Source organism: Pseudarthrobacter chlorophenolicus, from assembly GCF_000962805.1.
GTDB classification, from domain to species: domain Bacteria; phylum Actinomycetota; class Actinomycetes; order Actinomycetales; family Micrococcaceae; genus Arthrobacter; species Arthrobacter chlorophenolicus_A.
Window position 1 is genome coordinate 423,503 of the sequence record NZ_JZTW01000001.1, and the last position, 13,631, is coordinate 437,133.

7 protein-coding genes are annotated in these 13,631 nt (G+C 62.5%); all 7 read left to right on the forward strand.

What is annotated here, in order from left to right:
• Positions 1-15 precede the first annotated feature (15 nt).
• The 7 genes from UC32_RS01965 to tuf all read left to right on the forward strand — a co-directional run bounded on the left by UC32_RS01965 (position 16) and on the right by tuf (position 13,210).
• Positions 16-489: a hypothetical protein gene (locus tag UC32_RS01965; RefSeq protein WP_082071859.1), complete on the forward strand. Its 474-nt coding sequence runs from the start codon at positions 16-18 to the stop codon at positions 487-489.
• 307 nt (positions 490-796) lie between these two features.
• Positions 797-4,306 carry a DNA-directed RNA polymerase subunit beta gene (rpoB, locus tag UC32_RS01970; RefSeq protein WP_015937859.1) on the forward strand — a complete coding sequence of 1,170 codons (3,510 nt, stop codon included), beginning with the start codon at positions 797-799 and terminating at the stop codon, positions 4,304-4,306.
• A 100-nt stretch (positions 4,307-4,406) separates the two neighbouring features.
• Positions 4,407-8,306 carry a DNA-directed RNA polymerase subunit beta' gene (locus UC32_RS01975; RefSeq protein ID WP_045729571.1) on the forward strand — a complete coding sequence of 1,300 codons (3,900 nt, stop codon included), beginning with the start codon at positions 4,407-4,409 and terminating at the stop codon, positions 8,304-8,306.
• 419 nt (positions 8,307-8,725) lie between these two features.
• Positions 8,726-9,100, forward strand: coding sequence for a 30S ribosomal protein S12 (gene rpsL, locus UC32_RS01980; protein WP_011692814.1), 375 nt, complete (start codon positions 8,726-8,728; stop codon positions 9,098-9,100).
• 1 nt (position 9,101) lies between these two features.
• Positions 9,102-9,572, forward strand: a complete 471-nt coding sequence (rpsG, locus tag UC32_RS01985) for a 30S ribosomal protein S7 (protein ID WP_013601837.1) — start codon at positions 9,102-9,104, stop codon at positions 9,570-9,572.
• 69 nt (positions 9,573-9,641) lie between these two features.
• A complete protein-coding gene (fusA, locus tag UC32_RS01990; RefSeq protein ID WP_045729572.1) occupies positions 9,642-11,756 on the forward strand; it encodes an elongation factor G in 2,115 nt (704 codons plus the stop codon).
• 263 nt (positions 11,757-12,019) lie between these two features.
• Entirely contained in the window at positions 12,020-13,210 is a 1,191-nt protein-coding gene (tuf, locus tag UC32_RS01995; RefSeq protein WP_015937856.1) for an elongation factor Tu, read from the forward strand.
• The last annotated feature ends 421 nt before the right edge of the window (positions 13,211-13,631 follow it).

Below are 13,631 nucleotides of genomic sequence, written 5' to 3' on the forward strand. Positions count from 1 at the left end.
GGGACGGATGGAGCAATGACAGTGAAGAAGATCCTCGCCCTGGCAGCGATTGTCGGCGTCGCCGGGCTGACCGCCTGTTCGGTGTCGGCGCCCGCTCCGGCCGAAACGGCTGACGCGGGCCAGTCCGCCAGCCCGGATGCCAGCAGCACCGCCCCTGCCAGTGACGGCCCGTCGGCATCCTCCGCCATGTCCGGCGGCGCCAAAGAAGCCTGCGAACGCTTCAATGCCCTCTTTGCCGACTACGCCGCGGTCCCCGCCGGCGACGCCAACGGCTATGAAGACATCTACCTGAAGGCTGAAGACGCCAAGGACACAGTCACCGGTGACCTCCAGGGCCTCTTCGCCTCGCTCAGCCTCCTGGCCATTGACCACTCCAGCGCGGCCGAAAGCGGCGGCGAGCCCGCCCAGGCTTCCAAAGACGCCGTGCGTGACGCGGTGTTTGCCAACTCGGGGACGTGCTCCGCCGAAGGCGTGACGCTGAAGCTCTAGGCGGCCGCCGTTAGCCCGGAATATGGCTGGAAACGGGTGCTTGCAATCCTGCGCGAAGTGGGGTAGACACATAGGTTGTTTTGCCGTATCGTAGATATTTGCGTCTTCCCTGTTTACCTTCAGCCTTCATATAGCGGTGGGCTTTGCCTGGCAGCTGGCAATCAACGTGCCGTCGATACGTCACATCACAGCCAGCCGGGCCCCGGGTCATATAGCGGAACCGGATGGTAGCGCTGCGGAGTAACTTCTGCAGGGTGCACAGCGGGGGAGATCTGAAAACGCCTGAAGGTCTGTGGAAGGATCCCTCTTGGTCGCCTCGAGCACCTCTAATAACGAAACCGCTAACACCGCCGACAGCACTGATGGTGCCACTCGCCGGCTCTCATTCGCAAAGATTCACGAACCCCTTGATGTTCCGAATCTGCTTGCCCTGCAGACGGACAGCTTTGACTGGCTCGTCGGCAACGAACGCTGGCAGGCACGCGTAGCGAAGGCCGTCGAAGAAAACGATCTCAGCGTCGCTACGACGTCCGGCCTGTCGGACATCTTCGAAGAGATCTCCCCGATCGAGGATTTCCAGGGCACCATGTCCCTGAGCTTCTCCGATCCGGAGTTCGCTGACCCCAAGTACACCATGGCCGAGTGCAAGGACCGGGACGCCACCTACTCGGCTCCGCTGTACGTCAAGGCCGAGTTCATGAACAACAACACGGGCGAAATCAAGCAGCAGACCGTGTTCATGGGCGACTTCCCGCTGATGACCGAGAAGGGTACCTTCGTGGTCAACGGCACCGAGCGTGTCGTCGTCTCCCAGCTGGTCCGTTCGCCGGGCGCCTATTTTGAGCGCGCCGCTGACAAGACCAGTGACAAGGACATCTTCACTGCCAAGATCATCCCGTCCCGCGGTGCATGGTTTGAGCTCGAGATCGACAAGCGCGACCAGGTCGGTGTCCGCCTCGACCGTAAGCGCAAGCAGTCCGTCACGGTTCTGCTGAAAGCCCTCGGCTGGACCGAAGGCCAGATCCTCGAAGAGTTCGGCCAGTACGACTCCATGCGCGCAACGCTGGAGAAGGACGCCACCGAAACCCGCGAAGACGCCTTGCTGGACATCTACCGCAAGCTGCGTCCGGGCGAGCCGCCCACTGTCGAGGCTGCCCAGTCGCTGCTGGACAACCTGTACTTCAACTCCAAGCGCTACGATCTGGCCAAAGTTGGCCGCTACAAGATCAACCGCAAGCTGGGCATCGACCGCTCCCTTGGCGACAAGGAAGCCTCGGTCCTGCACGTTGAAGACATCGTTGCCATGATCAAGTTCCTCGTTGCGCTGCACGCCGGCGAGAAGACCATCAAGGGCACCCGTGACGGCCAGGAAGTGGATCTGCGCGTCGAAATCGACGACATCGACCACTTCGGCAACCGCCGCATCCGCGCCGTCGGCGAGCTCATCGAGAACCAGGTCCGCACCGGCCTGTCCCGCATGGAGCGCGTTGTCCGCGAGCGTATGACCACCCAGGACGTCGAGGCGATCACGCCGCAGACCCTGATCAACATCCGCCCCGTCGTGGCAGCCATCAAGGAGTTCTTCGGAACTTCGCAGCTGTCGCAGTTCATGGACCAGAACAACCCGCTCTCGGGCCTGACCCACAAGCGCCGCCTGTCGGCCCTTGGCCCCGGTGGTCTGTCCCGTGACCGCGCCGGCATGGAAGTCCGTGACGTGCACCCGTCCCACTACGGACGTATGTGCCCCATCGAAACTCCTGAAGGCCCGAACATTGGCCTGATCGGTTCGCTGGCATCCTACGGACGCATCAACCCGTTCGGCTTCATCGAGACGCCGTACCGCCTGGTCAAGGACGGCGTCGTGTCCGACGACGTCCAGTACCTGACGGCCGACGACGAGGCTGAGGTCCTGATCGCCCAGGCCAACGCGCCGCTGGACGAGAACAAGCGCTTCGCTGAAGAGACCGTCCTGGTCCGTGCCCGCGGTGGTGGAGGCGAGCCTGTTCTGGTTCCCGCCGCCGACGTCGAGTTCATGGACGTCTCCCCGCGCCAGATGGTGTCCGTGGCTACGGCCCTGATCCCGTTCCTCGAGCATGACGATGCCAACCGTGCACTCATGGGTGCCAACATGCAGCGCCAGGCCGTGCCGCTGGTCCGTTCCGAAGCCCCGTTCGTGGGTACCGGCATGGAGCGCGCCGCAGCCGTCGACGCCGGTGACGTCACCATCGCCAAGAAGGCAGGTGTGGTCACCGAGGTCTCCGCCGAGCTGGTCATCATGCTCAACGATGACGGTACGGAAACCAACTACCGCATCAACAAGTTCGCACGCTCCAACCAGGGCAACTGCTACAACAACCGTGTCCTGGTTAACGAAGGCCAGCGCCTGGAGGTCGGCGGCATCATCGCTGACGGCCCGGCAACGGACCAGGGCGAGCTCGCCCTTGGTAAGAACCTGCTCGTGGCATTCATGTCATGGGAAGGCCACAACTTCGAGGACGCCATCATCCTCTCGCAGCGCATCGTTGCCGAGGATGTCCTTTCCTCCATCCACATCGAGGAGCACGAGATCGATGCCCGCGACACCAAGCTTGGTGCCGAGGAAATCACCCGTGACATCCCCAACGTGTCCGAGGAAGTCCTGGCAGGCCTGGACGAGCGCGGCATCATCCACATCGGTGCCGAGGTTGAAGCCGGCGACATCCTGGTCGGAAAGGTCACCCCGAAGGGTGAAACCGAACTGACCCCGGAAGAGCGCCTGCTGCGCGCCATCTTCGGTGAGAAGTCCCGCGAAGTGCGCGACACCTCCCTCAAGGTGCCGCACGGCGAGTCCGGCACCGTCATCGGTGTCCGCGTCTTCGACCGCGACAACGACGACGAGCTGCCCCCGGGCGTGAACCAGCTGGTCCGCGTCTACGTGGCCGCCAAGCGCAAGATCACCGACGGCGACAAGCTCGCCGGCCGCCACGGCAACAAGGGTGTTATCTCCAAGATCCTCCCGATCGAGGACATGCCCTTCCTTGCCGACGGCACCCCCGTTGACATCGTCCTGAACCCGCTTGGTGTTCCGGGCCGTATGAACGTGGGCCAGGTGCTCGAAACGCACCTCGGCTGGGTTGCGAAGACCGGCTGGAAGATCGAAGGCGAGCCCGAGTGGGTCAAGCAGCTGCCGAACCTGCCCCGCGAGAGTGGTCCCACCACTGTTGCAACGCCGGTGTTCGACGGTGCCCGCGAAGAGGAAATTACGGGCCTGCTCGATTCCACCAACGTGACCCGCGACGGTGACCGCCTGATCAACTCCTCCGGCAAGACCCGCCTGTTTGACGGCCGCTCCGGCGAGCCGTTCCCGGATCCGATCTCGGTCGGCTACATGTACATCCTGAAGCTCCACCACCTGGTGGACGACAAGATCCACGCCCGCTCCACCGGCCCGTACTCCATGATCACGCAGCAGCCGCTGGGTGGTAAGGCACAGTTCGGTGGCCAGCGCTTCGGTGAAATGGAAGTGTGGGCCCTCGAAGCCTACGGCGCCGCCTACACGCTCCAGGAACTCCTCACCATCAAGTCCGATGACATCCACGGCCGCGTCAAGGTCTACGAAGCCATCGTCAAGGGCGAGAACATTCCGGAGCCGGGCGTTCCCGAATCCTTCAAGGTCTTGATCAAGGAAATGCAGTCGCTGTGCCTGAACGTGGAAGTGCTTTCCACGGACGGAACCACAATTGAAATGCGTGACTCTGATGACGCAGTCTTCACGGCTGCGGAAGAACTGGGCATCGATCTGTCTCGCGCAGAGCCCAGCTCCGTAGAAGAGGTCTAGCAGGCCCGGTCCGACGGCGGGTGCCCACCCGCCGTCGGACCTGACCTCCCTCATTCGTCAAGACTTCAGAATTTAGAGAACAAGAGAGAACAGGGACCATATGTCCAGCGAATCCTCCTTCGGCCTCATGCAGATCGGCCTCGCCACCGCGGAAGACATCCGTGGCTGGTCTTACGGCGAGGTTAAGAAGCCGGAAACCATCAACTACCGCACGCTCAAGCCCGAGAAGGACGGCCTCTTCTGCGAGAAGATCTTCGGCCCGTCCCGTGACTGGGAATGCTACTGCGGCAAGTACAAGCGCGTGCGCTTCAAGGGCATCATCTGTGAGCGCTGTGGCGTCGAGGTCACCCGCGCCAAGGTACGCCGTGAGCGCATGGGCCACATCGAGCTCGCCGCTCCCGTCACCCACATCTGGTACTTCAAGGGTGTTCCGTCCCGTCTGGGCTACCTCCTTGACCTGGCTCCGAAGGACCTTGAAAAGGTCATCTACTTCGCTGCCTACATGATCACCAGCGTTGACGAGGCTGCCCGCCACGAGGAACTGCCCAACCTGCAGGTTGAGCACGACATCGAGAAGAAGCAGCTCATCGACAACCGCGACGGCGACATCGCTGCTATCGCCCGCGACCTCGAAGGCGAAATTGCCCGCCTTGAGGGCGAAGGCGCCAAGGCTGCCGACAAGAAGAAGGCCCGCGATTCCGCCGACCGCCAGATGGCCAACGTGCGCAAGCGCGCCGACGCCGACATTGAGCGCCTCGAGCAGGTCTGGGACCGCTTCAAGAACCTCAAGGTTGCCGACCTCGAAGGCGACGAGGGCCTGTACCGCGAACTGCGTGACCGTTACGGCATGTACTTCGAAGGTTCCATGGGCGCCGAGGCCATCAAGAAGCGCCTTGAGGGCTTCGACATGCAGGCCGAATCCGACCTGCTGCGCGACATCATTGCCAACGGCAAGGGCCAGCGCAAGACCCGTGCCCTCAAGCGCCTGAAGGTGGTCAACGCATTCCTGACCACCAACAACAGCCCGCTCGGCATGGTCCTCGACGCCGTCCCGGTGATCCCGCCGGAACTGCGCCCCATGGTCCAGCTGGACGGTGGCCGCTTCGCGACCTCCGACCTCAACGACCTGTACCGCCGTGTGATCAACCGCAACAACCGCCTCAAGCGCCTGCTTGATCTGGGTGCTCCGGAGATCATCGTCAACAACGAGAAGCGCATGCTTCAGGAAGCTGTTGACAGCCTCTTCGACAACGGCCGCCGCGGCCGTCCGGTCACCGGACCGGGCAACCGTCCGCTGAAGTCCCTGAGCGACATGCTCAAGGGCAAGCAGGGCCGTTTCCGCCAGAACCTCCTCGGCAAGCGCGTCGACTACTCGGGCCGTTCGGTCATCGTCGTTGGCCCGCAGCTGAAGCTGCACCAGTGCGGCCTGCCCAAGCAGATGGCCCTGGAGCTCTTCAAGCCGTTCGTGATGAAGCGCCTGGTTGACCTCAACCACGCACAGAACATCAAGTCGGCCAAGCGGATGGTTGAGCGTTACCGCCCGCAGGTGTGGGACGTGCTCGAAGAGATCATCACCGAACACCCGGTGCTGCTCAACCGTGCACCTACCCTGCACCGCCTGGGTATCCAGGCGTTCGAACCGCAGCTTGTGGAAGGCAAGGCCATCCAGCTTCACCCGCTGGTTTGTGGTGCCTTCAACGCTGACTTCGACGGTGACCAGATGGCAGTACACCTGCCGCTGAGCCCCGAGGCGCAGGCTGAGGCGCGCATCCTGATGCTGTCCTCGAACAACATCCTGAAGCCGTCCGATGGACGCCCGGTCACCCTGCCTTCGCAGGATATGATCATCGGCCTCTACCACCTGACCACCAAGCGGAAGGGTTCAGCCGGCGAAGGCCGGATCTTCGGTTCGGTATCCGAAGCCATCATGGCGTTCGATGCCCGCGACCTGCACCTGAACTCCCAGGTCAAGATCCGCCTCGAAGGCTTCGTGCCCTACGCCGGTTGGGAAGCTCCCGAAGGCTGGGAGCAGGGCCAGCCCGCAATCGTGGAAACCTCCCTGGGCCAGGTTCTCTTCAACGAGACCCTGCCCGCGGACTACCCCTGGGTTGAGGCTGTAGCGGACAAGGGCGAACTGTCCAGGATCGTCAACGACCTCGCTGAGCGCTACCCGAAGGTTGTTACCGCGGCAACGCTGGACAACCTGAAGGATGCCGGTTTCTACTGGGCCACCCGATCGGGCGTCACGGTTGCCATCTCCGACATCGAGGTTCCGGCTGCCAAGCCTGAGATCCTCGCCGGTTACGAGGAACGCGCTGCCAAGATCCAGGGCCAGTACGACAAGGGCCTGATCGACGACGACGAGCGTCGCCAGGAACTCATCGAGATCTGGAACAAGGCCACCAACGACATCGCCGCAGTGATGCGTGAAAGCCTGTCGCCGATGAACACCATCAACCGCATGGTGTCTTCCGGTGCACGTGGTAACTGGATGCAGGTCCGTCAGATCGCGGGTATCCGTGGCCTGGTGGCCAACCCGAAGGGTGAGATCATCCCGCGCCCCATCAAGTCCTCCTACCGTGAGGGCCTGTCGGTGCTGGAATACTTCATCGCCACGCACGGTGCCCGTAAGGGCCTCGCCGATACCGCCCTGCGTACCGCCAACTCGGGTTACCTGACCCGACGCCTGGTGGACGTCTCGCAGGATGTCATCGTCCGTGAAGAGGACTGCGGCACCGAGCGTGGCCTGGTCACGCCGATCGCCGTCGCCGACTCCAACGGCGAGCTGGTCCTGGACGAGAACGTCGAGAACAGCGCTTACGCACGTACGCTGGCCGTCGACGTCGTGGACTCCGAGGGCAACGTCCTCGCAGCTGCCGGCACCGACTGCGGCGACGTCGTTATCGACGAGCTCTTCAAGGCCGGCATCACCGAGGTCAAGGTCCGTTCGGTCCTTACCTGTGAGTCCAGCGTTGGTACCTGCGCCCTGTGCTACGGCCGTTCGCTGGCCACCGGCAAGACCGTGGACATCGGCGAGGCCGTTGGCATCATCGCCGCACAGTCCATCGGTGAGCCCGGTACCCAGCTGACCATGCGTACGTTCCACACCGGTGGTGCAGTGTCCGCCGGCGGTGGCGACGACATCACCCAGGGTCTGCCCCGTATCCAGGAGCTCTTCGAAGCCCGTACTCCGAAGGGTGTTGCACCGATTGCCGAAGCAGCCGGCCGCATCACCATCGAAGAGTCCGAGCGCCAGATGCGCCTGGTCATCACCCCGGATGACGGAACGGAAGAGATCGCTTACCCGGTCCTGCGCCGTTCACGCCTGCTGATCGAAGACGGCGACCACGTCACCGTTGGCCAGAAGCTGATCAACGGTCCGGTGGATCCCAAGCAGGTCCTGCGCATCATGGGTCCGCGTGCAGCACAGAAGTTCCTGGTGGACGAAGTGCAGGGCGTGTACCGCAGCCAGGGCATCGGTATCCACGACAAGCACGTCGAGGTTATCGTTCGCCAGATGCTGCGCCGCGTCACGGTCATCGAGTCCGGCGAATCGGACCTGCTGCCCGGCGAGCTCGCCGAGCGCAGCCGTTTCGAGGATGCCAACCGCCGCGTTGTGTCCGAGGGCAAGGCGCCGGCATCCGGACGTCCGGAGCTCATGGGCATCACCAAGGCGTCGCTGGCAACCGAGTCCTGGCTGTCCGCAGCTTCCTTCCAGGAGACCACCCGCGTCCTGACGCAGGCGGCCATGGAAGGCAAGAGCGATCCGCTGCTGGGCCTCAAGGAGAATGTCATCATCGGTAAGCTGATCCCGGCCGGCACGGGTCTCCCGCGCTACACCGAGGTCACCGTGGAGCCCACTGAAGAAGCGAAGGCCAACCTGTTCACCGGCCCCAGCGCATTCAGCGACTTCTCGTACGACACCCTGGGCGGTGACGGAGCCCCCGAGTTCCACGCCATCCCGCTGGATGACTACGATCTGGGCAACGACTTCCGCTAAAACGGCAGTTAGTCCCTCCTAGGGTTTGGCCCCGCACTTTCGAGTGCGGGGCCTCTCCCGTTAACCGGGCTTTGCGCCCGGTTACCGGGGGCAGTGGAGGACGACGACGGCGGGCCGCTCCCGCCGTCGTCCGCCTTACACCCGATTAAGGCCCAGGATCAAGCCGTGCTAGACTTTTCTGTAATTGTTCTGTGTGGCAGTGGATGAAGGCCGCCGCAGCATCATTTTGGTTTTGTTCTCATGATGCTGGGTGTGAGCTTGTTTCCGGGTTGCGGGTAAGGTGCGCAACGAATGCCACCCTTTTGCACGCCTAGGCAAGATTCGAGCCGCCAGGGCTGCAGGGACAACGCCAAAACCGGAGCAGAGACGGCTGACGCCTGAATGCTCCGGTAGAGATCAAACCAACGGAGAACACGAGAGTGCCTACGATTAACCAGCTGGTCCGCAAGGGCCGCACGCCGAAGGTCAAAAAGACCAAGGCTCCTGCCCTGAACGGCAGCCCGATGCGCCGCGGTGTTTGCACCCGCGTCTACACCACCACCCCCAAGAAGCCGAACTCGGCTCTGCGTAAGGTTGCACGTGTGCGCCTCAACGGTGGCGTTGAAGTTACCGCTTACATCCCCGGTGTTGGCCACAACCTGCAGGAGCACTCCATTGTGCTCGTTCGCGGTGGTCGTGTGAAGGACCTCCCGGGTGTCCGCTACAAGATCGTCCGTGGCGCCCTCGATACCCAGGGTGTGAAGAACCGTAAGCAGGCCCGCAGCCGCTACGGCGCAAAGATGGAGAAGAAGTAATATGCCTCGCAAGGGTCCGGCCCCCAAGCGGCCGCTCGTACAGGATCCCGTTTACGGCTCCCCGCTGGTAACCCAGCTCATCAACAAGGTGCTCGTTGACGGCAAGAAGTCCACGGCAGAGCGCATTGTCTACGGTGCCCTCGAAGGTGCACGCGCCAAGTCCGGCGGCGACCCCGTGGCAGCACTGAAGAAGGCCATGGACAACGTCAAGCCCTCGCTTGAGGTCCGCTCACGCCGCGTTGGCGGCGCCACCTACCAGGTTCCGGTTGAGGTCAAGCCGGGCCGCTCCACCGCACTTGCCCTGCGGTGGCTGGTTGGCTACTCCAAGGCCCGCCGCGAAAAGACGATGACCGAGCGTCTCCAGAACGAAATCCTGGATGCGTCCAACGGTCTCGGTGCCGCTGTGAAGCGTCGCGAAGACACCCACAAGATGGCCGAGTCCAACAAGGCCTTCGCACACTACCGCTGGTAATACTCCCCGGACGCCGCCGGCTCAACCGAGCCGGCGGCGAACGTGTAGTCCATCCCAAAAGGAGACCCCGTGGCACAGGACGTGCTTACCGACCTTAGTAAGGTCCGCAACATCGGCATCATGGCCCACATTGATGCCGGCAAGACCACCACCACCGAGCGCATCCTGTTCTACACGGGTGTGAACCACAAGATTGGCGAAACGCACGACGGCGCTTCGACCACTGACTGGATGGAACAGGAAAAGGAACGCGGCATCACGATCACGTCGGCCGCCGTGACCTGCTTCTGGGAAAACAACCAGATCAACATCATCGACACCCCCGGCCACGTGGACTTCACTGTTGAGGTTGAGCGCTCCCTGCGCGTCCTCGACGGTGCCGTTGCTGTCTTCGACGGCAAGGAAGGCGTTGAGCCGCAGTCCGAGACCGTGTGGCGCCAGGCTGACAAGTACAACGTCCCGCGTATCTGCTTCGTCAACAAGATGGACAAGCTGGGTGCTGATTTCTACTTCACCGTGGACACCATCATCAGCCGCCTCGGCGCCAAGCCGCTGGTCATGCAGCTGCCCATTGGTGCTGAGAACGACTTCATCGGCGTCGTGGACCTGCTCTACATGCGCTCCCTGGTCTGGCCCGGCGATGCCAAGGGTGACGTCACCATGGGTGCCAAGTACGAGATCCGCGAGATCCCGGCTGACCTCCAGGAAAAGGCTGAAGAGTACCGCGCAGCGCTCGTTGAGACCGTTGCAGAGTCCTCCGAGGAACTCATGGAGAAGTACCTTGAAGGCGAAGAACTCACCGTAGACGAGCTCAAGGCCGGCATCCGCAAGATGACGATCAACTCCGAGCTCTACCCGATCTTCTGTGGCTCCGCGTTCAAGAACCGTGGCGTTCAGCCGATGCTCGATGCAGTTGTCGACTACCTGCCGAACCCGCTCGACGTCCCGCCGATGGTCGGTCACGACCCCCGCGACGAAGAGAAGGAACTGACCCGCGCACCTTCCGCTGACGAGCCTTTCTCCGCACTGGCCTTCAAGATCGCCGCGCACCCGTTCTTCGGCCAGCTCACCTTCATCCGCGTGTACTCCGGTCACGTGGAAGCAGGCGCCCAGGTGGTCAACTCCACCAAGGGCAAGAAAGAGCGCATCGGCAAGCTGTTCCAGATGCACGCCAACAAGGAGATGCCCGTTGAGGGCGCCACCGCCGGCCACATCTACGCTGCCATCGGCCTCAAGGACACCACCACGGGCGACACCCTGTGCGACTCTGCAAACCAGATCGTGCTTGAGTCCATGAGCTTCCCGGAGCCCGTGATCTCGGTTGCCATCGAGCCGAACACCAAGGGTGACCAGGAGAAGCTCTCCACGGCCATCCAGAAGCTCTCCGCTGAGGACCCCACCTTCCAGGTGTCCCTCAACGAAGACACCGGCCAGACCATCATCGCCGGCATGGGCGAGCTCCACCTGGACATCCTGGTGGACCGCATGCGCCGCGAATTCAAGGTCGAGGCAAACGTGGGTAAGCCCCAGGTTGCCTACCGCGAAACCATCAAGCGCGCCGTCGAACGCCACGACTACACGCACAAGAAGCAGACCGGTGGTTCGGGCCAGTTCGCAAAGATCCAGATTGCGATCGAACCGCTGGACACTGCCGAGGGCGAGCTGTACGAGTTTGAGAACAAGGTCACCGGTGGCCGCGTTCCGCGCGAATACATCCCGTCTGTCGACGCTGGTATCCAGGATGCACTGAACGACGGCGTCCTGGCCGGTTACCCGGTTGTGGGCATCAAGGCCACGCTGGTTGACGGCGCGTACCACGATGTTGACTCCTCGGAAATGGCGTTCAAGATCGCCGGCCGTATGGCTTTCAAGGAAGCCGCACGCAAGGCGAACCCTGTCCTGCTCGAACCGCTGATGGATGTCGAAGTCCGCACCCCTGAGGAATACATGGGTGAAGTTATCGGCGACATCAACTCCCGCCGTGGCCAGATGCAGTCCATGGAAGATGCACAGGGCGTCAAGGTCATCCGTGCGCACGTTCCGCTGTCCGGCATGTTCGGCTACATCGGTGACCTGCGTTCGAAGACCCAGGGCCGCGCTGTGTACTCCATGACGTTCAACAGCTACGCGGAGGTCCCGAAGGCTGTCGCCGACGAGATCATCCAGAAGAGCCGCGGCGAGTAGTCCGTACAGGGCACTTAAAGCGAATACCTCGGGTGCGCGGCCGGAAACGGACAGCGCAGCCGGTGCAGGTGGCCGGGGCCGGCGGGACCCATCCCGGTGAAGCCGGCTCCAGGCCATCTGCACGAACAGGCTCAGGGGATTAGTATTAGTTCCTGAATCTGCAATTTCACCAATCCAAAGCCCCCAAGTAGACTTGCCTGAGTTTCTGCCGCGAAAAGCGCGGTTGAAGGGCAAGCCATTTGAAATCGTTCTAGGAGGAACCTGTGGCAAAGGCAAAGTTCGAGCGGACTAAGCCGCACGTCAACATCGGCACCATCGGTCACGTTGACCACGGTAAGACGACGCTGACGGCCGCCATTTCCAAGGTGCTGTACGACAAGTACCCGGATCTCAACGAGAAGCGCGACTTCGCGTCTATCGACTCTGCTCCCGAAGAGCGTCAGCGCGGTATTACCATCAACATCTCCCACGTGGAGTACCAGACCGAGAAGCGTCACTACGCACACGTAGACGCCCCCGGTCACGCTGACTACATCAAGAACATGATCACCGGTGCTGCCCAGATGGACGGCGCAATCCTCGTGGTTGCTGCTACCGATGGCCCCATGGCTCAGACCCGCGAGCACGTTCTGCTCGCCCGCCAGGTTGGTGTTCCCTACCTGCTGGTCGCGCTGAACAAGTCCGACATGGTTGATGACGAAGAGCTCCTCGACCTCGTCGAAATGGAAGTTCGTGAGCTGCTCAGCTCGCAGGGCTTCGATGGCGATGAGGCTCCGGTTGTTCGCGTCTCCGGCCTCAAGGCCCTGGAAGGCGACCCGGTTTGGGTCAAGTCCGTTGAGGACCTGATGGCAGCTGTCGACGAGTCCGTTCCGGACCCCGTACGTGACCGCGACAAGCCGTTCCTGATGCCGATTGAAGACGTCTTCACCATCACCGGCCGTGGCACCGTTGTTACGGGTCGCGCCGAGCGTGGCACCCTCGCCATCAACTCCGAGGTCGAGATCGTTGGCATCCGCCCGGTCCAGAAGACCACGGTTACCGGTATCGAGATGTTCCACAAGCAGCTCGACGAAGCATGGGCCGGCGAGAACTGTGGCCTGCTGCTCCGTGGCCTGAAGCGCGACGATGTCGAGCGTGGCCAGGTTGTCGTCAAGCCGGGTTCCATCACCCCGCACACCGACTTCGAGGCCAACGTCTACATCCTGTCCAAGGACGAAGGCGGACGCCACAACCCGTTCTACTCGAACTACCGCCCGCAGTTCTACTTCCGCACGACGGACGTTACCGGCGTTATCACCCTGCCCGAGGGCACGGAAATGGTTATGCCCGGCGACAACACTGAGATGACCGTTGCGCTCATCCAGCCGATCGCTATGGAAGAGGGCCTCGGCTTTGCTATCCGCGAAGGCGGCCGCACCGTTGGTTCGGGACGCGTCACCAAGATCATCAAGTAACTCTTGCTGATCACCGGATAGCCGGGATTCTGTCCCGCTAATCCACAGAAGGCCCCGCTGCAGTGTGCAGCGGGGCCTTCTTTTGCTACCGTTAATCCAGTCAATGGATAAATCGCGAAACTCCTGCACTTCCTTCTTGAAAGGCCATCTCATGCCGGACGATTCGTACGAGGCAGGCTACCGGGCCGGTCACCTTCAGGGCTGGCTGGACGCCATGGCTAAGGTAGCCGGCAGCCAGGCGACAGCATCCTCAGTTGCACCGGCCGATCCGGTGCATGCCCCGGCCCCGGCTTCAGTGGCGCGGCCTACGTTCGCCCCGCCGACGGTTACGGCTGCTGCACCTCAGCAGGCTCCTGCGCCTCAGCCCGCTGCCGTTCCGCCAACCCGCCCTGCAGCACGTCCGCAGCCAATGCCCGTGGGA